26 protein-coding genes are annotated in these 19,796 nt (G+C 61.4%); 9 read left to right on the top strand and 17 right to left on the bottom strand.

The window, feature by feature from the left end; genetic code table 11:
- Window positions 1-85 precede the first annotated feature (85 nt).
- The gene (locus AC1DY9_RS18580; protein ID WP_477667290.1) at window positions 86-883 is read left to right on the top strand and encodes an extensin-like domain-containing protein; all 798 of its coding nucleotides are present in this window, start codon (window positions 86-88) and stop codon (window positions 881-883) included.
- 102 nt (window positions 884-985) lie between these two features.
- Here AC1DY9_RS18580 and AC1DY9_RS18575 read toward each other — a convergent pair whose 3' ends face one another.
- Both AC1DY9_RS18575 and AC1DY9_RS18570 read right to left on the bottom strand, forming a co-directional pair.
- Window positions 986-2,134, bottom strand: a complete 1,149-nt coding sequence (locus AC1DY9_RS18575; protein WP_477667289.1) for a DSD1 family PLP-dependent enzyme — start codon at window positions 2,132-2,134, stop codon at window positions 986-988.
- 31 nt (window positions 2,135-2,165) lie between these two features.
- Window positions 2,166-3,176: an ornithine cyclodeaminase family protein gene (locus AC1DY9_RS18570; protein WP_477667354.1), complete on the bottom strand. Its 1,011-nt coding sequence runs from the start codon at window positions 3,174-3,176 to the stop codon at window positions 2,166-2,168.
- 103 nt (window positions 3,177-3,279) lie between these two features.
- Here AC1DY9_RS18570 and AC1DY9_RS18565 point away from each other — a divergent pair, with 103 nt between their 5' ends.
- The 3 genes from AC1DY9_RS18565 to AC1DY9_RS18555 all read left to right on the top strand — a co-directional run bounded on the left by AC1DY9_RS18565 (window position 3,280) and on the right by AC1DY9_RS18555 (window position 6,508).
- Window positions 3,280-4,758: an MFS transporter gene (locus tag AC1DY9_RS18565; protein ID WP_477667288.1), complete on the top strand. Its 1,479-nt coding sequence runs from the start codon at window positions 3,280-3,282 to the stop codon at window positions 4,756-4,758.
- 49 nt (window positions 4,759-4,807) lie between these two features.
- Window positions 4,808-5,101, top strand: a complete 294-nt coding sequence (locus tag AC1DY9_RS18560; RefSeq protein ID WP_477667287.1) for a hypothetical protein — start codon at window positions 4,808-4,810, stop codon at window positions 5,099-5,101.
- A gap of 138 nt (window positions 5,102-5,239) precedes the next feature.
- Complete coding sequence (locus AC1DY9_RS18555; protein WP_477667286.1) at window positions 5,240-6,508, top strand: DEAD/DEAH box helicase; 1,269 nt, start codon at window positions 5,240-5,242, stop codon at window positions 6,506-6,508.
- A 41-nt stretch (window positions 6,509-6,549) separates the two neighbouring features.
- Here AC1DY9_RS18555 and AC1DY9_RS18550 read toward each other — a convergent pair whose 3' ends face one another.
- The 9 genes from AC1DY9_RS18550 to AC1DY9_RS18510 all read right to left on the bottom strand — a co-directional run bounded on the left by AC1DY9_RS18550 (window position 6,550) and on the right by AC1DY9_RS18510 (window position 11,445).
- On the bottom strand, window positions 6,550-7,020 hold the full coding sequence (locus AC1DY9_RS18550; protein ID WP_477667285.1) for a hypothetical protein: 471 nt from the start codon (window positions 7,018-7,020) through the stop codon (window positions 6,550-6,552).
- Window positions 7,017-7,340 carry an STAS-like domain-containing protein gene (locus tag AC1DY9_RS18545; protein ID WP_477667284.1) on the bottom strand — a complete coding sequence of 108 codons (324 nt, stop codon included), beginning with the start codon at window positions 7,338-7,340 and terminating at the stop codon, window positions 7,017-7,019. The genes AC1DY9_RS18550 and AC1DY9_RS18545 overlap by 4 nt, the downstream gene beginning before the upstream one ends.
- A gap of 1 nt (window position 7,341) precedes the next feature.
- Window positions 7,342-8,397 (bottom strand): hypothetical protein, encoded by a 1,056-nt coding sequence (locus tag AC1DY9_RS18540; protein ID WP_477667283.1) that lies wholly within the window; start codon window positions 8,395-8,397, stop codon window positions 7,342-7,344.
- A 188-nt stretch (window positions 8,398-8,585) separates the two neighbouring features.
- Window positions 8,586-9,131 (bottom strand): CcdC protein domain-containing protein, encoded by a 546-nt coding sequence (locus AC1DY9_RS18535; RefSeq protein WP_477667282.1) that lies wholly within the window; start codon window positions 9,129-9,131, stop codon window positions 8,586-8,588.
- A 146-nt stretch (window positions 9,132-9,277) separates the two neighbouring features.
- On the bottom strand, window positions 9,278-9,718 hold the full coding sequence (locus AC1DY9_RS18530) for an OmpA family protein (protein WP_477667281.1): 441 nt from the start codon (window positions 9,716-9,718) through the stop codon (window positions 9,278-9,280).
- Between the two features lie 26 nt (window positions 9,719-9,744).
- Complete coding sequence (locus tag AC1DY9_RS18525) at window positions 9,745-10,140, bottom strand: type II toxin-antitoxin system PemK/MazF family toxin (RefSeq protein WP_477667280.1); 396 nt, start codon at window positions 10,138-10,140, stop codon at window positions 9,745-9,747.
- Window positions 10,141-10,196: 56 nt separating this feature from the next.
- Window positions 10,197-10,547: a hypothetical protein gene (locus AC1DY9_RS18520; protein ID WP_477667279.1), complete on the bottom strand. Its 351-nt coding sequence runs from the start codon at window positions 10,545-10,547 to the stop codon at window positions 10,197-10,199.
- Between the two features lie 68 nt (window positions 10,548-10,615).
- Window positions 10,616-11,119, bottom strand: coding sequence for a hypothetical protein (locus tag AC1DY9_RS18515; protein WP_477667278.1), 504 nt, complete (start codon window positions 11,117-11,119; stop codon window positions 10,616-10,618).
- Window positions 11,120-11,121: 2 nt separating this feature from the next.
- Window positions 11,122-11,445 (bottom strand): DUF6172 family protein, encoded by a 324-nt coding sequence (locus AC1DY9_RS18510; RefSeq protein WP_477667277.1) that lies wholly within the window; start codon window positions 11,443-11,445, stop codon window positions 11,122-11,124.
- A 134-nt stretch (window positions 11,446-11,579) separates the two neighbouring features.
- Here AC1DY9_RS18510 and AC1DY9_RS18505 point away from each other — a divergent pair, with 134 nt between their 5' ends.
- Window positions 11,580-12,176, top strand: a complete 597-nt coding sequence (locus tag AC1DY9_RS18505; RefSeq protein WP_477667276.1) for a hypothetical protein — start codon at window positions 11,580-11,582, stop codon at window positions 12,174-12,176.
- A 13-nt stretch (window positions 12,177-12,189) separates the two neighbouring features.
- On the opposite strand, the gene AC1DY9_RS18500 is transcribed toward AC1DY9_RS18505, so the two are convergent.
- Window positions 12,190-12,750, bottom strand: coding sequence for a helix-turn-helix domain-containing protein (locus AC1DY9_RS18500; protein ID WP_477667275.1), 561 nt, complete (start codon window positions 12,748-12,750; stop codon window positions 12,190-12,192).
- A 92-nt stretch (window positions 12,751-12,842) separates the two neighbouring features.
- Here AC1DY9_RS18500 and AC1DY9_RS18495 point away from each other — a divergent pair, with 92 nt between their 5' ends.
- Window positions 12,843-13,364 (top strand): N-acetyltransferase family protein, encoded by a 522-nt coding sequence (locus AC1DY9_RS18495; RefSeq protein ID WP_477667274.1) that lies wholly within the window; start codon window positions 12,843-12,845, stop codon window positions 13,362-13,364.
- Here the strand turns inward: AC1DY9_RS18495 and AC1DY9_RS18490 are convergent.
- From AC1DY9_RS18490 to AC1DY9_RS18475, 4 genes are all read right to left on the bottom strand, one after another.
- On the bottom strand, window positions 13,361-13,915 hold the full coding sequence (locus tag AC1DY9_RS18490) for a DsbA family protein (RefSeq protein WP_457278576.1): 555 nt from the start codon (window positions 13,913-13,915) through the stop codon (window positions 13,361-13,363). The genes AC1DY9_RS18495 and AC1DY9_RS18490 overlap by 4 nt on opposite strands.
- A gap of 160 nt (window positions 13,916-14,075) precedes the next feature.
- The gene (locus AC1DY9_RS18485; RefSeq protein WP_436154840.1) at window positions 14,076-14,324 is read right to left on the bottom strand and encodes a hypothetical protein; all 249 of its coding nucleotides are present in this window, start codon (window positions 14,322-14,324) and stop codon (window positions 14,076-14,078) included.
- On the bottom strand, window positions 14,311-14,676 hold the full coding sequence (locus AC1DY9_RS18480) for a hypothetical protein (RefSeq protein ID WP_477667273.1): 366 nt from the start codon (window positions 14,674-14,676) through the stop codon (window positions 14,311-14,313). The genes AC1DY9_RS18485 and AC1DY9_RS18480 overlap by 14 nt, the downstream gene beginning before the upstream one ends.
- A gap of 355 nt (window positions 14,677-15,031) precedes the next feature.
- Complete coding sequence (locus tag AC1DY9_RS18475) at window positions 15,032-15,943, bottom strand: LysR family transcriptional regulator (protein ID WP_477647799.1); 912 nt, start codon at window positions 15,941-15,943, stop codon at window positions 15,032-15,034.
- 162 nt (window positions 15,944-16,105) lie between these two features.
- On the opposite strand from AC1DY9_RS18475, the gene AC1DY9_RS18470 reads away from it, so the two are divergent.
- Genes AC1DY9_RS18470 through AC1DY9_RS18460 form a run of 3 tightly spaced genes read left to right on the top strand, consistent with a single transcriptional unit; the run spans window position 16,106 to window position 19,407 of the window.
- Window positions 16,106-17,071, top strand: coding sequence for a hydroxymethylglutaryl-CoA lyase (locus AC1DY9_RS18470; RefSeq protein ID WP_477667272.1), 966 nt, complete (start codon window positions 16,106-16,108; stop codon window positions 17,069-17,071).
- 25 nt (window positions 17,072-17,096) lie between these two features.
- Window positions 17,097-18,305 carry a CaiB/BaiF CoA transferase family protein gene (locus AC1DY9_RS18465; protein ID WP_477667271.1) on the top strand — a complete coding sequence of 403 codons (1,209 nt, stop codon included), beginning with the start codon at window positions 17,097-17,099 and terminating at the stop codon, window positions 18,303-18,305.
- Window positions 18,306-18,363: 58 nt separating this feature from the next.
- Entirely contained in the window at window positions 18,364-19,407 is a 1,044-nt protein-coding gene (locus tag AC1DY9_RS18460; protein ID WP_457278581.1) for a Bug family tripartite tricarboxylate transporter substrate binding protein, read from the top strand.
- A gap of 133 nt (window positions 19,408-19,540) precedes the next feature.
- On the opposite strand, the gene AC1DY9_RS18455 is transcribed toward AC1DY9_RS18460, so the two are convergent.
- Window positions 19,541-19,756, bottom strand: a complete 216-nt coding sequence (locus tag AC1DY9_RS18455) for a TOBE domain-containing protein (RefSeq protein ID WP_457278582.1) — start codon at window positions 19,754-19,756, stop codon at window positions 19,541-19,543.
- Window positions 19,757-19,796 lie beyond the last annotated feature (40 nt).

The raw sequence follows: 19,796 nt of genomic DNA, 5'->3' as shown, positions 1-19,796 counted from the left end.
TTTCGGCGCAAGAGAACAAATCCGGCCATCTTGGGCTAGCAGGCCTGTACGCTCATGGCTGCACCCCCGCTTATCAACGAACGCCATGCCCCTTCCCCCAGACTCCGGCCTTCCGCCCGACGCAGTGCCTGCCAGGCGGCTGCGCTGGGGCCGCTGGGTATGGCTGGCCGCATGGAGCGGCCTGCTCACGGCGGCGTACGGGGTTTACAACGGCGCCCTGCAGATTCCCACGCACATCAACCCGTGGGCGCCACTGGAAGTGACGGCGCCGCCCAACATGCTGACCTTTTACAAACTGTCACGTGCCCGCAACGACCCTGCTCGTTGCCTGGCCGCGCTGGCAAGCACCGGCATGCAGTACGACGAATTGCCCGACCGCAGCACGGGCGACGGCTGCGGGTTCAGCAATGCGGTGCGGCTGCGCGCGGCGCCGGTGCGCATAGGCGCGGCCCTGCCGCTCAGTTGCCCCATGGCGCTGTCGTTCTTCATGTGGGAAAGAAATGCGCTGCAGCCAGCCGCGCAGCTGCATTTTGGCCAGCGCGTGGCGGGCATTGACCACCTGGGCAGCTATGCCTGCCGCAACATCAACGGCGGCGGCGAAGGCGCGCCGCCCAATGCACCGGCCCGTGCCCGCAGCCGCCATGCCACCGCCAATGCGCTGGACATTTCTGCCTTCACACTGGCCAGCGGCAAGCGCGTCACGGTGCTGAAACACTGGCCCGACGAAGACGACGCTGCGCCGCCCGGGCCCGAGGCGCTGCTGCTGCGCGACGCCCACAAAGGGGCCTGCAAATACTTCAAGGGTGTGCTGGGCCCCGACTACAACGCCGCGCATAAGGACCACTTCCACCTGGAGACCGGCGGCTACAGCATGTGCAAGTGAGTCAGCTCAAGGAATTCTCAAGAAAAAAAGGCCTGAAGCCCAATAGATGATTGCGCGAGCAGCTATGCTTTTAATAGCATCCGGCCACATGGAAGCCAGAGATCACCAGCCGTGCAATCGGCTCCAGGTCGCCAGCGCACCGTCTTCCGCCAGCGCGTGATATTCCGGATACTGCGCGCCAGTAGCGCAGGCGTGGTTGGGCAAGATGCGCAGCTGTGTGCCGATGGGAAAGCGCGCGGCAATGTCGGTGTCGGGCGCGCCTTCATGCGACAGGATGCCGTGCTCCTGGTTGGCACCGCTGAGGACATACCCCGGCAATACCGTGCCATCCGTGCGGCACACCTGGCCGTAGCCAAAGTCATGCTGCTGCTTTTGCGTGCCGCGGTCGCGGCTCATGGCCATCCAGCCCGCGTCCACAATCGCCCAGCCTTTTTCGGGCTGGTGCCCGATCACCGTGGTCAGCACGCTGAGCGCGATGTCGTCTGCCCCGCACACGCCGATGTTGTGCATCACCAGGTCAAAAAACACATACACACCGGCGCGCACTTCCGTGACGCCTTGGAGCTGCGCAGCTGACAGCGCCGTCGGCGTGGAGCCCACGCTGACAACAGCGCACGGAAAGCCCGCGGCGCGCACGCGTTCGGCAGCTTCCACACAGGCGGCGCGCTCCTGCTCGGCCATCGCCACCAGCGCTTCGGGGGTGTTGAGGTCATAGCTCGAACCGGCGTGTGTCATCACGCCGCCCAGCTGCATGCCGCCTTCGTGCAGCGTGCGGGCAACGTCCAGCAAGGCAGCCTCGCCGGGCTTGATGCCGGAGCGATGGCCGTCGCTGTCGATTTCTATCCAGACTTCAAACTTTTCACCGTGTTCACGGCCAAAGGCCGCAATGGCGGCGGCCGACGCCACGCTGTCGGTGATGATTTTCAGATCACAGCCCTGGCGCCGCAGGGCCAGCGCCTGCGGCAGCTTGGTGGCGACCATGCCGACCGCGTAGAGGATGTCGGTGAAACCGTCGGCATGGAATTGCGCGGCTTCCTTGAGTGTGGACACGGTAATGCCCTGCGCACCCGCGGCCACCTGCGCACGCGCGACGGGTGTGCATTTGCTGGTTTTGACGTGCGGCCGGAAGCGAACGCCCAGCGCGTTCATGCGTTGCTGCATGCGCGCGATGTTGCGCTGCATGCGCGGCAGGTCAATCAACGCGGCGGGCGTGTCGAGTGTGGCCAGGGGGTTGGGTTGTGTGGCGGTCAAGGGAATCTCCAGAACGATATGGGCGTCAAACTCACCAGGGCCAGGCAATGCTTTGGCCCTTGCCGGCAAGGCGCGCGCGCTGCTCCAGCAGGCGGGCGACCGTGAGGTCCTGCAGGGCGATGCCGGTCATGTCGAAGAAGGTAATGTCGCCGGCGCCGCGCACAAAGGTGGCCTTGCCCGACAGCACATCGCCGATTTCAGTGCAGGCGGTGTCGGGCGCCCATTGCAGCTCGCCGATGCTGCGCGACTGGGCGGCGTCGTCCACAAACACGCGCGCTTTGGCAAGCAGGCCTTCGGGCAGCTCGCGTTTGCCTTTGGTGTCGCTGCCCACGGCATTGATGTGGGTGCCGGGCCGGAGAGCAGCCAGCTCGAACAACGGGCCCTTGCCGGTGGTGGCCGCGATCACCACATCGCTTTGGGCCACGGCGGCATTCACGTCTGCCGCGTGCGAGATGGCGCACGGGCCACCCGCAAACATCGCTTCAAACGCCGCCTTGGGCAGGCCACTGGCCGTGGCGTAAAACACCTGGCGCAGCCCGGGCAACTGGCGAAGGGCATAGCGCAGTTGCGCCTGCGCCTGCACGCCGGTGCCGAAGACGCACACCGTGCGGCTGTCCTGCCGCGCCAGTTCCAGGCCCAGGCCACCCGCGGCGCCGGTGCGCTCGGTGGTGACGGCGTTGCCGTCAATCAGGCAGGTCGGCCGGCCTGTGGCGGGGTCGAGCAGCATGATGGTGGCCTGGTGGGCGTCGGCGCCCCGCGCGAGGTTGCCAGGCCAGAAACCGGCTGCCTTGAAGCCCAGCAGAGACTGCGCACCCACGTCGCCCGACTTGATGCCGAACACGCCGCCGGTGGCCAGCCTTTCACGCACCAGGGAGAACACGCGGCCCTCCCCCTGGCTGTGGAGCACAAAGGCTTCGCGCGTGGCCGCAAGGACATCGGCGGGCAGCAGCAGGGATTCGACCGCGTGTTTGTCCAGCAGCAGGAGTTGGGCATCAGCCGGCCTGCTTGCCTTTGACGGCAGGGAACTGGCAGGATGGGGCATGGGTGGCTGCGCGAGGTGTGTCGTCATCTGGAAATATTATCTATTGTCAGACAATTTGTCAAATCAAAGAATCACCTCCCAACCAGTTACCGCAGGAGACCCCATGCCCGCCAACCCGCACGCCCCTTGTGACGAAGGCATCATCCGCGCCCAGGGCGGCGACTGCGGCAAGACGGCGCACCCCAAGCTGGCGCTGGCGGCCACGGTGCTGGGCTCTTCGATGGCGTTTATCGACGGCTCGGTCGTCAACATCGCCCTGCCCGCCATCCAGCGCGACCTGGCAGGTGATTCGGCCGGCGGGCTGGCTGCCATGCAGTGGGTCATCAACGCCTACCTGCTGGCGCTGGGCTCGCTGGTGCTGGTGGGCGGATCACTGGGCGACAGGTTTGGCCGCCGCAAGATATTCATTCTGGGCATCGCCATTTTTACGGCCGCCTCGGTGGCCTGCGGCTTTGCACCCGGGCCGCTGGCACTGATTGCCGCGCGCGCCATCCAGGGTGTGGGCGCGGCGCTGCTGGTGCCGGCCAGCCTGGCCATCATCGGCAATGTGTTTGAGGGCGAAGCGCGCGGCAAGGCGATTGGCACCTGGGCCGCGTGGGCCGCGATTACCGGCGCGGCAGGGCCGGTGCTGGGCGGCTGGCTGGTCGACGCCGTGTCGTGGCGGTCCATCTTCTTTTTGAACGTGCCCATGGCGGTGGCCACCGTGTGGCTGGCGCTGTACGCCGTGCCCGACAGCCACGACCCCGAGGCACCACAGCAGCTCGACTGGCTGGGCGTGCTGCTGGTGGCCGGCGGCCTGGGCGCGCTGACCTACGGCCTCACGCTGGCGCCCGAGCGCGGCTGGCAGGCCATCAGCGTGCTGGGCCCGTTTGCGGCGGGCGTGGTTCTGCTGGTGGCGTTTGTCTACGCGCAGGCACGCACACGTGCACCCATGATGCCGCTGGGCCTTTTCAAGTCGCGCGACTTTGTCGGCACCAATTTGTTGACCCTGCTGCTGTACTTTGCGCTCAGCGGTGCGTTGTTCTTTTTGCCCTTTGTGCTGATCGGCGCCTTTAAATATTCCGCCACCGCCGCGGGCGCCACGCTGCTGCCGCTGTCGCTGCTGCTGGGCTTTTTGTCACCGGCTACCGCCAAATTCACGGAGCGCTTCGGCGCGCGGCGCATGCTGATGGCCGGCCCGGCGGTGGCGGCTGCGGGCTTTGCCCTGCTGGCCCTGCCCGGCGTGGGCTGGTCTTACTGGGCCGGTTTCTTTCCGGCCATGGTGATGCTGGGCCTGGGCATGACGATTGCCGTGGCGCCGCTTACCACCACGGTAATGAACGCCGTGCCTTCTACCCACGCAGGCATTGCCTCCGGCATCAACAACGCCGTGGCGCGCGTGGCCGGCCTGCTGGCGGTGGCCGTGCTGGGCGTGGTGTTTGCCGCCAGCCTGGGCGGGCCGCTGCAGGCCGCTTCACCCGAAGTGCTGGTGGCCGCGTTTCGCTGGGTTGTGCTGGGCTGCGTGTTGTGCGCGCTGGGCGCATCGGCCTGCGCGCTGCTGTTTCTGGCGCCTGCGCAGCAACCCGCAGAAGAAAGAACTTGACCAATCTAACGAAGCCAGGATGATTGCTTAAGCTATCAAAGGAGACAGCATGAAAAATTTCTTCAAGTGGGGGGCTATAGGCATCATCGGCCTGCTTGCAGTCTCATGGTCGCTCAATAGCGGCGAATCAGAGAGTCGCTGGATAACCTTGTACGTTCTATTAGGAATTGGCGCATATCAAGGAATGAGGATGTTTGAGGACTACAAACGTCAATCCCTGCAATTGCTCACTGAGATTGAGCAGCGGGTTTACAAGCTCTCTCAGCAAATGAATGACTACAGCCCTGTTTGGGAGGAGCTTTTGCAAGAAGCTCGAAGTCACGCTTCCAAAGTGCCGGAGTAAAGGGTATCTAGCTATACAGGCAAAATAGCTGCAGGCCCGAGGCTTAAACTTGGGGCTTCAGACGGCAGCGCACCGCCCCACCGCACGCGCCCTCCGCGCGCTCCTCGCCTCTTCTTCCCCCTCCTCTACACCCTCTCCATGCCCTTTAGCTCCCTTGGTTTTACACCTTCGCTTTTGCCGCTGCTGCTGCGCGCCCTGGAGGAAAAAGGCTACACCGCGCCCACCCCCATCCAGTCCGCCGCCATTCCGGCCATTCTTGAAGGGCGCGATGTACTCGGCTCGGCCCAGACGGGCTCGGGCAAGACGGCGGCTTTTTCGCTGCCGCTGCTGCAGCAGCTGATCAATTCGCAAGCCTCCGCTGCTGGCCAGCACCGGCCCGTGCGCGCGCTCATTCTTGTACCCACACGCGAACTCGCCGCCCAGGTCGGCGAAGCGATTGTCAGCTTTGCCAAATACCTTCCGAAGCGAATCAAAGTCGCGATTGTGTTTGGCGGCGTGTCGATCAACCCGCAGATGATGAACCTGCGCGGCGGCGCCGACATCGTGGTCGCCACGCCGGGCCGCCTGCTTGACCTGATTGATCACAACGCCTTGACACTGGGCAACACCGGCACGCTGGTGCTCGACGAAGCCGACCGGCTGCTCGACCTGGGCTTTGGCGAAGAGCTGAATCGCATCCTGGCCTTGCTGCCGGCCAAACGCCAGACATTATTTTTCTCAGCCACCTTCCCGCCCGCCATTGAAGCGCTGGCAGCCAGCCTGCTGCGCAACCCGCAGCGCATTGAGGTGGAGGCCGTTGTACAGGCCATACCCGACATCACCCAACGCGCCATCGAAGTCGACGCCCCCCGCCGCACCCAGCTGCTGCGCCATTTGGTGCAAACCGAAAAATGGGAACGCGTGCTGGTCTTCGTCGCCACCAAACACGCCGCCGAAATCGTGGCCGACAAGCTGCGAAAAGTAGACATCGAAGCCGAACCCTTCCACGGCGAACTCAGCCAGGGCAAACGCACCCAAGTGCTGCAAGACTTCAAGATCAAGGCCGTGCAAGTGGTGGTGGCCACAGATGTCGCCGCCCGCGGCATCGACATTGCGCAGATGCCCGTGGTGGTGAACTACGACCTGCCGCGTTCAGTGACCGACTACACCCACCGCATAGGCCGCACCGGGCGCGCCGGTGAATCGGGGGTCGCCGTGAGTTTTGTGAGTGCGGCGACCGAAGCCCATTTCAAGCTGATCGAAAAGCGCCTGGGTATCAAGGTGGCGCGTGAGCAGGTGGCGGGGTTTGAGCCGGTAGAGGTGGCGGTGGTGAATCCGGCGGACCCTGCTGGGACCGGTGGGGTCAAGGGGAAACGGCCTAGCAAGAAGGATAAGCTGCGGGCTACGGCATCCAAAAATGAAGACTAGCGTCTAGAGCGTCAACTCTGCCAAATTCGGATTAGTGGCCTTCAGTCATTGATCGCGAACTGACGATGACGAATCTTCAATAGACCCCGCTTCAAGTCCAACATTGCTGCCGCGATCTCTTCATGTTGAATGTCCCCGTCTGCAAGCGGAGAAGTATGCTCATCTTCGAAGTGTCGACCCGTTATTGCCTTTCGTAGCGCCAATATCTGACTGCGACAATGAGCGATAGATGAAGCATCCTTATAGATATCTGTAAGACTTCCAAGCTTCATAGACAGATCTTGCAAATCCATTTTGATTCTGGTTTCAAGTGCAATCACCCTATCTTTCGAGTGATACTCACGCGCATTAGTGAGTATCTCCGTAGCGGACAATGCGATCGCATCAACTGAATCAACGATAGCTTCGCGACGGGCCTTCTCACTGTCGCGTCTGGCAGAGAGCCGATCAACTACATACCACCCGATTCCCACTACAACGGCTTGTCCTAGCCAGGATAAAAAGGCCGTCATGCAGCTAGTGAGCGAGCGGCCTCACTGATATAGCTTGTCACTTCCTCGTTGATGGACGAGTCTGAGGACTCTAAGGAGAGGTGTTCTAAAACATACTCCGACGTTAATTTCAGTTTTCGGACTAAGCCGCCAAACGCCTCTTCTAAGAATGAAGACCCGTAGCCAACCGTACCGTCGAAATTTACCGTGACGTGCTCTCCTGCTTTCAAGGCAGGCTCCAAGAATTTCTCGCGAAATGCCTCGCCACTGGTGTCACCATTAACTTTGTAGCGCCCAGCAGGGAATCGAGTGAAGTCTTTCGCAATGTTTACATAAACCATGTCAATCTCCAATGGGCAACTTCCACCAAATTATCGTACCTCTTATATCTATAGTGAGGCTTCCCCGAGACTCTACAAGGGGCTTTCCCCGCGAAGATGAGTATTGAACCCACCCACTGTTGCTAAGGATCATAAGATCGCCGCGGCCATGTTTTTGTAGGACAGAAAGCGCATCTCTAGATCCCTTCCCTCGCTCTGTCTTTGCAGTCCTGGTCTTTCCGTATTCCATGGCGGTATGTATAGCTACAGCATCACGATTTGTACCCGCCAAAGCTGCGGCTAGCTCAACCACGAATTTTTGCGGCAATGTTTGGGCAATCGTATTGCGATAACCGCACCCCAAGTCACAAACTGCAACAGTAAAAGTACCCGATCTGAGCTGGGTAAACATCCACCACTTCGTATCGTTTAGCCCCTGGAATCCATCGTCGCGGGGCAACGTATAGGCGTGTTCGACAGAATTTCCAACTGCTTCGCTAACTCCACGCCAAACACCGCTCAGTTCGACGTTTTTTGCGTGATCTCGATTAACTCGTTCCGCTACAACTTCGAGGACCGCCAGATTAGTTCCAGATTGGTCGCGGCCTTTTGTTGCTTTCCAATAAACAACATCTTCCCGTTCCGGAATGATGTCACATGTATCTCCCGTGATCTCATGGATGCCGATCTGCTTCAACACTTCTCGAGGTCGCCGCAACCTAGGATCCAGAATCGTAATTGGCTTTACCAAGTCAGACAGAGAGACCACGCGATCGATCTCAGCAAACAAGTAAATGGTAGTGATAGGGAAGAACGACTCAGTGCGACGAAAGTCCAAAACCACAGCCTGCTTCATTGCGAGTACTGTGTGCGCCATCGCGCGGAGAAATTTCAGAACTTCTGTACCCGCCGAGCGAATAGCATCAAATTTCACCGGAGCGATGATGAAAGAGCCTGGACGAACGTACTTGTTCTGAGGCGGTACATGTCTCCGATCTTTGCGCCGCCGACGCTCATCATCTCGAAAGTATGCGAGTCGGTGCTGGCGTTCAAAAAGATGCGGGGTCGGCTTTTTCAAAGCCGTTCCGTCCACAAAATCCTATGTCTCCCCATACCCGCTCCTGAATGTTTTACTGTAAGTATCAGCTAAGAGTGCTCTTTTCGGATTACGTCCATGAAATATCGCCATTTTTGACTCCTAGCATTGGAATAAACGACGCGTAGAGATGTGCGAAGCTTGCCGAAATTAACCTGGCCGATGGGAGGCTACGCCTCTCCCCTCAGCGCCTCGCGCGCCTTCTTGGCCCGCAGAACACGAAATCGCCACCGCACCAGACCGATGGCGTAGCTGATGTAGTAACCCGCAAGCAGCCCAAAGACAGCGAGCGTGAGCGAACTGCGTGCGAAGTCGCCCATACCGTGCTGCACCGTCGGCTCTGCGGTATATATCTCAAACAGGCGGTAAGCAATGCGCCCGACGAACAGCAGTGAAAGTGCGATGCCCAGGTGAGCATTGGGCGTGTAGAACAGGCCTTGGGGTGTTGGTTCGAAGCGCGTCTTGCCCAGCCCGAAGATGCCAAGCAACGCGCCAAGGCCCAGGCCACCAGCCAGCCACCAAAGCCGCTCGAGGTGTTCATGCGCGGCGAAGCCAAGCAACACAAGCAGGACGGGAAAGATGGCCAGAGTGACCCAGGGACGGATCCTCGACAAGCGCTGGCGCCCGACCATGCGGCGAAAGCGTGCGTAAACGCGCCACGCGATCAACGGAAGAAGCACAAGCAATGTGATGGTGGAGGGACTCGGCGCTTGCATGGTGTGGGCCTTCAGGTCACGTCTTTGAGTTTCCGAGAACACTTAAGAATAGTTTCATGTGCTGCTGATGGTTTGGTATGGAGAGATCTAAAAGCCGATCAGGTGTAGGACACATAAACTTCACTCAAAATCCTGCTGCAATTTCCTTAGGGAAACTTCCGCAGTGGCCCGCCGCACGCACCTGGCGGGAAATAAAGAACCTCCAGCTCCACGCGCCGGTTCTTTGCGGCATCTGGCGATCCATAGTAGGGGCCTATCAACTGCCGGCTCTCTACGAAAACTCGTGAGGCAGGAAATCCGGCCTTGACCATCAAGGATTTGACGTAGTCAGCACGAGCGGTTGCAATGCGCTTGATCGACTTCGGGTCGCCTTCCGAGATATCGGCGAAGCCCATTACGATCGCGTTTTCAACGGGATGGGGGATGGCTTTTTCCACAATGGCGATCACCATTGCCCGTGATTTTTCATCCAGAGCCACGGCGCCATTGGCAAAAAAGGCATCGGCTGCCAGCGTGGGCTTGCATGCCAATACAGGCATTGATGCGAATGCAAACAGCAACGCGGCAATCAGTGTTTTTTTCTGCATACGGAGACCGTTGACGGGTTGGGAGACTATCGGTTGTAAAAGGAAGCCTGCAAGAAGCGCATCCCGGCAAAAATCTGCTGAACCCGCTCACCCGAAAGCGTCCCGATATGCGCACCCAGACGTGTTTTGTACACGGAAGACACCTGCGACACAACCACCACACTCTGCCTCTCCAGATTGCCCTCGCCGGGCTCCAGCAAGACATTGCCGGGCTCCGTAGCGCGGTTGAGGTTGGAGGTCAGTGCGCAAACAATGACGGTGCTGATGCGAGAGCGGTTGAACACGTTTTCCTGCACAACGACATGGGGATGCGGGGAGCCTGGGACGGAGCCACGTGAGGGGTCCGCTTCAATCCAGAACACATCGCCCTGCTTGATGGTGTCGGGGTAAGGGCCTTGTGGGGCTTCTGGGTMTCTGTCCATAAGCCGTAGTTTCTCATCCCGCGCAGTCGATGCCCGCGCCTATGCTGCCACGCAGCTTAAAGCGCACGCTTGATTTGCTGCACGGTGCTCACAACTGCCGGCGTAGCCACAAGCATGCAAAGTAGAAGCGGCCCTGCAAGCCCTGCGAGCAGGCAAGCGCGCATCCTCGGGCCGATGAGCAAGCCGATCACACTGGTGAAAGCTGCCAGCACGAGGATAGAGAACGAAAGCAGCCATACACGGAGAAGGAAATCGCTTCGGGGTGAATGAGTGAAGTTTTTACTGTCCATCCTGACCGGCGTGTCAGGAACGAAGCTCCTTGCGTACCACTCACCCGCGCCCCACCCTGCAAACGCGAGCACCAGCAATGCGAACCCTGCAATGACCCACCATGAACAACGTTTCATACAGATTCCTGTGGTTTCGTGAGAAAACGCATACCCACGAAAAATTCCTCCCGTGGGGCGAGACGTCCCTAGGGTTGAGCGCTTTTAGGCACATCGGGCTTGGGCGCTTCCTTCACCCGCACATAGTATTCACGCAGATGAAGACTCTCCGAGTTGTCTTCGCCGCCTGCGTACACCCACAGCATGTCTGGGCTTATGAAGTTATAGACAACGATGGCGTCCCTGCCGGTCACTGGCGCAACGGTTTTGATTGCAACCGAATCCGAAGCAACGCCCAGGACACGGTACGGATGGGTTTCGCGAAAGCCTGTCAGTGGCCTCTTTCGGCCCTCCTGCGTTTTCGTCTCCAGATCCGGCAGCTCGGAAGTCATGGCCTCTGCCGTAAAGGTCAGGGTCATATGACCCATCAGCTGCGAAAGAAACAGGGCCGTCTTGCTGTCAAGCTTTGCGCGCTCGTTATTGAAGCGCATGCTGATTTCGGAGTCAGACTTCCACTGGCCGACAAGATTCGGGTCCGCATTCGCTGAGGTGGCGCACGCGGCCATCAGCAGGAGCGCAAAGAGTCTGCGCATGCTTATTCCACGTCAGCGAAATCGTCGTCACCCTCATTGCGCGCACGGGGCGCCTTGACGCCGACCTTGGCAACCACTTCCACATAGAACTGCGGCGCGCCGTCTTTCACGATCTCGTCAATCGACTTGATGAGGTCTGCCACCGGCACCTCCGAAGCAGCGGCATCACTCGCGCCAGACTTGCAGTCAAAGTCCCAGTAGTCCACGCCCTTGGGCAAGGCTTTGGCGCGTTCGCGTTTGAGGTATTTGCGGATGTCGTGTTTGGCGGCATCGAGCAGGCGGTCGCGGTTTTTGCCTTCGATGGTGAGTTGGTAGGTTTTTTTCATGAGTACTTCTGATCTAAAGAGTAGCGCATTGCGGCCACGGTGTACTACCGATTATCGGGCCGTGGCTGGGCAGGCCGAAAAGTCATAGGAAAAAGCAGCGTCACCGGCAACAATCTGCGCGGCATGGCGTTTGCATGGGTACCCATGCCAGCTTGTTCAACCCCACGTCCCTCACCTGGCAGGGGCACAAGGAGATTCCGATGATCTATGGTTTAACGTACCTCGGTGTGATCCACACCGCCATCAGCCTGGTGGCCGTTGCGGCTGCCGTGATTGCCTTCTTTCGCGACAAGGAAATCATTGCCGCGTCCACACTGGGCAAGGTCTATATCTGGACCACGGTGCTCACCTGCCTCACCGGCTTTGGCATCTTCCAGCATGGCGGCTTCGGCAAGCCGCATGCGCTGGGCATCATTACGCTGCTGGTGCTGGGCATTGCCTGGGTGGCGGGCACCACCAAGGTGCTGGGCCGTGGCTCGCCGTATGTTGAAACGCTGGGCTATTCGATCACCTTTCTGTTCCACATGATTCCGGCCATCACAGAGACATCGACGCGCCTGCCATTGGGTGCGCCACTTCTGCCCAACGCCGATGCGCCCGAACTCAAGGCCGCCACGGGCGTTCTCCTGCTGCTTTACGTCATTGGGGCGGCGCTGCAGGTGCGGCGCATACGCACGCGCCATGCGGCGCTGAACGTCGCGGCTGTGCCGGGGTCTGCTGCCGCTAGTTAAGGGGGCGACAAATTCAACTGGGCCAGACGACCAGCAAATAGCGGCAGGCGCTGCGCCCCAGGGTTTTAAAGGCCACGGGGCGGTCAACGCCGAAGTCCAGGCAGTCACCGGGTTCAAGCTTGAAAACTTCGTCGCCGTATTCCACGCGCAAGCCGCCTTCGACCAGCCAGAGGCGCTGACGGTAAGGCTGGCCGCTCCACCGCGGGTAAGCCACCCTGGCCGACCGCGGCAGCTCGACTTCCACCATCTCGACGCCGTGGTCGGGCCCGCGCTCTGCCACCTGGCGCCGCAGGTAGCCGGCTTCCGGATCGCGCCACACTGCCTGCCCTGCCTTCTTCCGCAGCCTGCGGCCGGCCTCTTCCTCCTTGTCTTCGGTGAGCAGCTGCGCCAGCGGCACGCCCAGGCCGGCGGCAAGGCGGCCGAGGACCACGGCGGTCGGGCTGCTTTCGACGCGCTCCACTTTGGAAATCATGGCTTTGCTGACGCCCGATACCTCAGCCAGTTGCGCCAGGCTCAGGCTCCGGGCCTGGCGCAATGCCAGCAGCCGCGACGCGATCAGGGCGTCAATCGTCATGGGGTGTCCTTCAGAAAAAGCATTCGTCCATCATAAAGGACAAATAATCTCTTATAGTAGACAAATTCAATATCCGCTCGAAAGGAATCCCCATGCACCTCGTCGAATGCAACGAAGAGCGCCATGCCGGCCAGATCCTGGCCATCTTCAACGAGGCGATCGTCAACTCGACGGCGCTGTATGACTACAAACCACGCGCACCTGAAAGCATGGTGACCTGGTTTGCCACCAAGCGTGCCAACGGCTTTCTTGTGATCGGGATGGAAGACGGCAGCGGCAAGCTGCTGGGTTTTGCAAGCTACGGCACCTTCCGCGCATTCCCGGCGTACAAGTACACGGTCGAGCATTCGGTCTATGTGGAGAAAGACAGCCGCGGCCTGGGCCTGGGGCGCAAGCTGCTGGAGGCGATTGTGGCCAGGGCTGAAGCGCAAGGCATGCACGTTCTGGTCGGCGCGATTGACCTGGACAACGCTGTGAGCATTGCACTTCACAAGCGCCTGGGCTTTGAACACAGCGGCACGATCAAACAGGCGGCTTTCAAGTTTGGCCGCTGGCTGGATCTGGCGTTTTTGCAGAAGACGTTAAAGACGCCGCTTCAGCCTGTTGACGGTTAAGTCTGTTGGCTGGTCAACACCTTGTCGATAGCCTCATGCAGATGCTGCAGCCCAAACGACACATCACAGAACACGCCGTTGACATAAAACGCCGGCGTTGAGCGCACGCCCAGGTGGCGGCCGCTTTGCATGTGCTCCTGCACGCGCTGCAGGTAGACGTGGTCGTTCATTTCGTTCTGGTAGCGGGCCATGTCCAGCCCGGCCTGGGCGGCATAGTCAAGCAGGTGCTTGTCCTTGAGGTGGTGCTGGTTGGTAAACAGCAGCTCGTACATGGGCCAGAACTTGTGTTGCGCGCCAGCGGCTTCCGCGGCTTCTGCGGCCAGTTCGGCATGGGGATGCACTTCGCGCAACGGAAAATGGCGGAAGACAAAACGCAGCTGGCGCCCGAAGTGCGGAAGCATCACCTTCAGGGCGCCATAGGCCTGAAAGCAGGACGGGCATTCGAAGTCGCCGTATTCCACAACAGTGACCGGGGCCGACGCCGGGCCATGGATATGGTCGATGGCGTCGTCGGGTTCGAGAAACGGGTCGGGTTGGGACGAATCGGCCATGAAAATCACCTTTAGCTGTGTGTTCAGACATTGAAAAACGTCTTCAGCACAGTATGCGCCCGGGTGTGCGCAGTGATCAAGGAGCCGTACGGCCCCATCGGCGTGTTGGTAGCCGTGGGTAGCCAGGCAGAGCCGGCGGTGCCGGCCCCGCGGTTCAGCTTCAGGCCTGGTTGGCGGCGTTTTCGAGGGCTTCGTCGAGTGCCTTGCACGAGGGCGAGCACACGGCCTGGGACTTGCCCAGCACTTTACGGGTGCCCATCAGGGAGCGGGCGCGGTGCTTGCCGCACATGAAACACGACATCGTGGCAGCGCCAAATGACGTGGTGGCAGCAAACGGTGAGCCCGACACCTTGGACTTGTAGCGCAGGCCGTCAGCGAGTACGGCGGTTTTGGCGTCAGCTCTTGCCATGGTTGGGGTCTTCCTTCAGTTGGGGGTTGATGGGTTTCATGGCCTTTTCAATGGCCTCTTTGGCCTTCAGCTCGGCAGCGAGCGAGGCGTCCAGCGCAGACCGGCACAGGCCCGCATACTGGTAATTGACGTTTTCATACAGCTCGGCCGCAGCCGGGTGCGTGTCGAGCAGTGCGCCCAGCGCCATGCCGGGTTCCACATCGCCCAGTTCGTTGACCAGGTGCAGCACCACGGAGCGGTACTGCTCGGCACCCACCGGCACCGCGCTGTGCTCAAGCCGTTCCAGCAGCCCGGCCAGTACGTGGGTGACCGTGAGGTCGGTTTTGTGGGGATGGGGTTGGGTGGCGTTCATGCAGTGAATTTGGGGCTTCCTTCCCCTAAATCAAGCACTTTGCGGACCAGGTAACCGCCCTTCGGCGGTTGCTGGCCCCCTTTCGGGCTAGCCTGGATCAGCCCTGCGCGCTATATTTTTTATAGCTGCTCGCGCTTGTCTGCTGTGGGTTGGAGGCCTATTTTACCTCTAAACGGCAGGCCCGGAAGCTTTCCCCGGGCTTCCAGAGGCCATTTGGCGTGCCTGCAGGTGTTACCAAACGTCTTTTGAACGCTGTTTAATGGATGAAAAGTAGCTGCAGACCAATGCTGGTAAGCGCAAGTAGCTCCTGATTTGATAGCACCAAAAATACCGCGCAGAGCGTCTACGGTACTTTTTACCCTCCATCGGGCAACCCTTTTGCCGCCAGATGGGCCACCAGCAGCCTGGCCGCCGCCGACAAACCCGCCTCATCCCGAAAGCAGATGGCAAAGCGCCGGCGGGCCCAGGGGTCGGCGAGCGGCATCACACGCAGCCCATAGGTGGCGGCATAAGGCTCGGCCACCTCGCGTGGCACCACGCTGATGGCCAGGTTGGCGCGGACCACACGCAAGGCGGCCTCGAAGTTGGACACGATGACGCGGTGGACAACGACCTTGCCCTTGAGCGCTGCAGCCCGCAAGAGCAGCACCTGCACAGCACTGTGCGCGGGAAGGCTGACATGCTCGAAATCCAGCGTCTGCTCAAAGTGCAGGGTTTTCTCGCCTGCCAGCGGGTGCGACGGGTGGGTCACGATGGCCAGGTGATCGGTGCGGTAGCTGCGCGACTGCAGGCCGCTCAGGTCGGCAGCGTCCCAGCAAATGCCGACCGAGGCCACACCCTCCTTGATGCCGCGAATCACATCGGGGCTGACGCGCTCTTCCATGTCGACCTGGATGTCGTGGTGCGCCGGCTCCTGCAAAAAAGCCGCCACGTCGTCGGCCAGCGACTCGGCCATGACAGAAGCCGTGGCCAGGATGCGCACCTGGCCGCGCACGCCCTGGGCATAGGCGGCCATGTCGCGTTCAATGCGCTCGGCGCTGGCCAGCATGGTGCGCGCGTGCTCCAGCAGGCTTTCGCCAGCAGGTGTGGGCTCCACACCGCGGCGGCGCCGCACCAGCAGCGGCGTGCCGACGGTGTCTTCGAGCTGGGCCAGCCGCTTGCTGATGGCCGAGCCGACGATGTTGGCCTGCTCGGCCGCGCGGGCAATGCTGCGCGCATCACACACTGCCGCGAACAGCCGCAGCGTGGTCATGTCGAGGTCTCTCATGGGCGGCTCCTGGGTACACGTACAACTCGCCTGGAAAAGCGGCGCAGATTTGATATTCCCAAGCGGAACGTCAGTGCTTCCAAAATTGACCAATCAAACCCTTTGGGAAATTCTAAACTGCAGCTGCGCCCCGAAAATGAACAGACGACAACGGAGACCACAGTGAACCTGCCTTCAAGGCCTGCCCTCCCCCGGCAGGCAACGATCCGTGAAGTCGGCCTGCGTGACGGCCTGCAAAGCATTGCCGCCGTGATGCCGACCGCGCACAAGCTGGAGTGGATCCAGTCGGCCTACGACGCCGGCCAGCGCGAAATCGAGGTTGGCTCGTTTGTGCCGGCGCGCCTCTTGCCGCAGCTGGCCGACACCGCCGAGCTGGTGGCCTTTGCCAAAACACTGCCCGGCCTGGTCACGTCGGTGCTGGTGCCCAACCTCAAGGGCGCTGAACGCGCCATTGAATCCGGCGCCGACCTGATGCTGCTGCCGATTTCGGCCAGCCACGCCCACAGCCTGGCCAACCTGCGCAAGACGCCCGACGACGTGGTCGAAGAAATCGCCCGCATCCGCGAACTGCGTGATGCCTCGGGCTCACCTATCGTGATCGAAGTCGGCATGAGCACGGCCTTTGGCTGCACGCTGCAGGGCCGGGTCGAGCCGCGCGAAGTGTTGCGGCTGCTGCGCGCCGTGCTGGACGCCGGCGCCGACCGCGTGGGCCTGGCGGACACCGTGGGCTACGCCGACCCGGAAATGGTGCGGCTGTTGTTTGAGCAGGCTTTTGAAGTGGCTGGAGAGCGGCTTGACTGCGGCCACTTTCATGACACCCGCGGACTCGGCATGGCCAATGTGTATGCCGCGCTGCAAACCGGCGTGACGCGCTTTGACGCTTGCCTGGCCGGCATAGGCGGCTGCCCGCATGCGCCCGGCGCCAGCGGCAACGTGGCCACTGAAGACCTGGCCTATATGCTGGCCAGCATGGGCATTGAAACCGGCATTGATTTTGACAAGCTGATGGCGCTGCGCACCCGGGTGGCGGGTTGGCTTGAAGGCGAAATCCTGCACGGCACGCTGTGGCGCGCGGGCCTGCCCAAAACCATGCGCGCATCTGCTGACCCCACCGCCGCTGCGGCCTGAATTATTTTTTCTTCCGGAACACTGCATGCAACCCATCCCCGAATCCACCACCCCACAGCCGCTGGCCGGCCTGCGCGTGGTGGAGTTCACCCACATGGTCATGGGCCCCACCTGCGGCATGGTGCTGGCCGACATGGGAGCCGAAGTCATCAAGGTCGAACCCATTGACGGCGACCGGACCCGCCGCCTGCTGGGCGCCGGCTCGGGCTTCTTTCCGCTCTTCAACCGCAACAAGAAAAGCATCGGCATTGACCTGCACGACCCGGTGGGCGCCGAAGTGGCGCGCAAGCTCTGCGCCAGCGCCGACGTGGTGGCCGAAAACTTCAAGCCCGGCACCATGGCCAAGTACGGCCTGGACTACACCGCGCTCAGCGCCGTCAACCCGCGCATCATCTACATCAGCCACAAAGGCTTTTTGCCCGGCCCCTATGACCACCGCACCGCGCTTGACGAGGTGGTGCAGATGATGGGGGGCCTGGCCTACATGACGGGCCGGCCCGGCGACCCGCTGCGCGCCGGCACCAGCGTGAACGACATCATGGGCGGGCTCTTCGGTGCCATCGGGGCGCTGGGCGCGCTGATCCAGCGAGGCATTAGCGGCAAGGGCATGGAAGTGCAGTCGGCACTGTATGAAAACAATGTCTTCCTGATGGGCCAGCACATGCTGCAGTACGCCATGACAGGCAAACACCCGGCCCCCATGCCCGCGCGCGACAACCCCTGGGCGGTGTACGACGTGTTCACGGTCAGGGACGGTGAACAGATCTTCCTGGCGGCCGTGAGCGACGCGCAGTGGCAGATCTTTTGCACCGTGCTGGGCTTTCCCGACCTCAAGGCCGACCCGGCGCTGGCCACCAACAACCAGCGCGTGGCGGTGCGCCCCGCGTTGCTCAAGGATCTGGCGACGCGGCTGGCCCCGCGCAGCGCTACCGAGCTTTCAGCCGTGATGGAAAAAGCCGGCTTGCCGTTTGCCCCCATCCGCAGGCCCGAAGACCTGTTCGACGACGAACATTTGCTGGCCACCGGCGGCCTGGCCGATGTGCGCCTGCCCGATGGCCCCAAGGCCGGCCAGATGGTAAAAACCACCCTATTCCCCATCACCATGCAGGGGGAGCGCCTGGGGGTTCGCCTGCACCCGCCCACGCTGGGCGAACACACCCGCGAGTTGCTGGCAGGCCTGGGTTACAGCACGGGTGAAATGGATGACCTGCACCGGCAAGCGGCCGTCAGTTGAGGCAGTGAGTTGAACCTGCCAGCCGATTTGCGCGACTCACGACAATGAAGGAGACAAAATGACCCCGAAGATGAAGATGATCCGCAGTACCGATACCTCAGCCTTGAGCAACAAACCCGCAACCCGGCGCCAGGCCCTCTGGGGACTGGGCGCCCTTTTTGCCGGTGGCGCCTTCCTGGCTTCGCCGCGCAGATTGATGGCCCAGACCACCGACAAGGTGGTGCGCTTCATCCTGCCGGTGGGCGCCGGTTCGGGCGTGGACACCATCGTGCGAGCGGCCAGTGTTGCGCTGGGCAAGGCGCTGGGCAACCCGGTGGTGATTGAAAACCAGCCCGGCGCAGGCGGCATTGTCGGCACGTCCGCGCTTGTGAAGGCTGCCCCCGACGGCATGACGCTGAGCGTGGTGTCCAACAACCACGTGATCTACCCCAGCGTCTACAAGTCGCTGCCGTTCGACCCGGTGGCCGACATCACGCCCATCACCGTCATTGGCACCACGCCGATGGTGCTGGTGGTGAACCCCGCCAAACTGCCGGCCACCAACGTGAAAGAGCTGGTCGCCCTGCTCAAGGCCAAACCCGACGCCTACAACTATGCGTCGTCGGGCAACGGCACCATCCTGCACCTGGCTGCGCAGATGTTTCTGGACGAAGCACAGGTCAAGGCCAAACACATTCCCTACAAGGGCGTGGGCCCCATGGTTGCCGACATGATCGGCGGGCAGGTGGACATGGGCGTGCTGGCGCTCCCTGCCGTGCAGGCGCACCTGAAGAGCGGCGCCTTGCGCGCCATCGGTGTGGGCGGCAGCGCCCGTTCACCCGCGGCGCCCGACATTCCGACCATTGCGGAACAAGGCCTGCCCAACTACAACATGGAAGGCTGGTTCGCGGTGATAGGCCCCGCGAAGCTGCCGGCGGCCGACGTCAAACGCATCCACGACGCGGTGGTTGCCGCCTATGCCACGCCCGAAGTGAAGGAAGCCATGCTCAAGCAGGGCAACACCATCAACCCCGGCAGCCCGGAAGCCGCCGCGCAGTACTTTCGCAGCGAACTGGTGAAGTACGCGCAGCTGGTGAAAAAGGCGGGCGTCGAACTGCAGTAAGGCACACGCACGGGCGGCCGCCCTGCTGTTCATCACAACGGGACGGCCCTGGATTGCTATGGTTTTAATAGCTGCTTGCGCCCGTCAATAAAGCGCCAGGCAGCAATTTGGCAATCAACCCGCCCGGGACGGCCTACAGCTTGGCAATGGACACCTCGGTCGACTTGACCAGTGCCACCACTTCACTGCCGACAGCCAGTTCGAGCTGGTCGACCGACCGCGTGGTGATGACCGACGTGACGATGCCCCATGGGGTTTCAACGTCGAGTTCAGACACCACGTCACCGCGGATGATTTCCTTGATTTTTCCGCGGAACTGGTTGCGGACATTGATGGCTTGGATGGACATAAAAATTTTCCTGAAACTGGTTTAAAACTCGTTGCGCTGA

The organism is Polaromonas sp. P1_F6, assembly GCF_056405695.1.
The sequence above is the reverse complement of the archived record's forward strand: the minus strand, read 5'-3'. Positions and strand labels throughout refer to the sequence as shown.

Bases quoted from the DNA above. Each gene is read 5' to 3' on its own strand.
- AC1DY9_RS18580 (WP_477667290.1), top strand. From the start codon at position 86: ATGCCCCTTCCCCCAGACTCCGGCCTTCCGCCCGACGCAGTGCCTGCC.
- AC1DY9_RS18570 (WP_477667354.1), bottom strand. From the start codon at position 3,176: ATGCCCCATCCTGCCAGTTCCCTGCCGTCAAAGGCAAGCAGGCCGGCT.
- AC1DY9_RS18565 (WP_477667288.1), top strand. From the start codon at position 3,280: ATGCCCGCCAACCCGCACGCCCCTTGTGACGAAGGCATCATCCGCGCC.
- AC1DY9_RS18560 (WP_477667287.1), top strand. From the start codon at position 4,808: ATGAAAAATTTCTTCAAGTGGGGGGCTATAGGCATCATCGGCCTGCTT.
- AC1DY9_RS18555 (WP_477667286.1), top strand. From the start codon at position 5,240: ATGCCCTTTAGCTCCCTTGGTTTTACACCTTCGCTTTTGCCGCTGCTG.
- AC1DY9_RS18550 (WP_477667285.1), bottom strand. From the start codon at position 7,020: ATGACGGCCTTTTTATCCTGGCTAGGACAAGCCGTTGTAGTGGGAATC.
- AC1DY9_RS18545 (WP_477667284.1), bottom strand. From the start codon at position 7,340: ATGGTTTATGTAAACATTGCGAAAGACTTCACTCGATTCCCTGCTGGG.
- AC1DY9_RS18535 (WP_477667282.1), bottom strand. From the start codon at position 9,131: ATGCAAGCGCCGAGTCCCTCCACCATCACATTGCTTGTGCTTCTTCCG.
- AC1DY9_RS18530 (WP_477667281.1), bottom strand. From the start codon at position 9,718: ATGCAGAAAAAAACACTGATTGCCGCGTTGCTGTTTGCATTCGCATCA.
- AC1DY9_RS18520 (WP_477667279.1), bottom strand. From the start codon at position 10,547: ATGAAACGTTGTTCATGGTGGGTCATTGCAGGGTTCGCATTGCTGGTG.
- AC1DY9_RS18515 (WP_477667278.1), bottom strand. From the start codon at position 11,119: ATGCGCAGACTCTTTGCGCTCCTGCTGATGGCCGCGTGCGCCACCTCA.
- AC1DY9_RS18510 (WP_477667277.1), bottom strand. From the start codon at position 11,445: ATGAAAAAAACCTACCAACTCACCATCGAAGGCAAAAACCGCGACCGC.
- AC1DY9_RS18505 (WP_477667276.1), top strand. From the start codon at position 11,580: ATGGGTACCCATGCCAGCTTGTTCAACCCCACGTCCCTCACCTGGCAG.
- AC1DY9_RS18500 (WP_477667275.1), bottom strand. From the start codon at position 12,750: ATGACGATTGACGCCCTGATCGCGTCGCGGCTGCTGGCATTGCGCCAG.
- AC1DY9_RS18495 (WP_477667274.1), top strand. From the start codon at position 12,843: ATGCACCTCGTCGAATGCAACGAAGAGCGCCATGCCGGCCAGATCCTG.
- AC1DY9_RS18490 (WP_457278576.1), bottom strand. From the start codon at position 13,915: ATGGCCGATTCGTCCCAACCCGACCCGTTTCTCGAACCCGACGACGCC.
- AC1DY9_RS18485 (WP_436154840.1), bottom strand. From the start codon at position 14,324: ATGGCAAGAGCTGACGCCAAAACCGCCGTACTCGCTGACGGCCTGCGC.
- AC1DY9_RS18480 (WP_477667273.1), bottom strand. From the start codon at position 14,676: ATGAACGCCACCCAACCCCATCCCCACAAAACCGACCTCACGGTCACC.
- AC1DY9_RS18475 (WP_477647799.1), bottom strand. From the start codon at position 15,943: ATGAGAGACCTCGACATGACCACGCTGCGGCTGTTCGCGGCAGTGTGT.
- AC1DY9_RS18465 (WP_477667271.1), top strand. From the start codon at position 17,097: ATGCAACCCATCCCCGAATCCACCACCCCACAGCCGCTGGCCGGCCTG.
- AC1DY9_RS18460 (WP_457278581.1), top strand. From the start codon at position 18,364: ATGACCCCGAAGATGAAGATGATCCGCAGTACCGATACCTCAGCCTTG.
- AC1DY9_RS18455 (WP_457278582.1), bottom strand. From the start codon at position 19,756: ATGTCCATCCAAGCCATCAATGTCCGCAACCAGTTCCGCGGAAAAATC.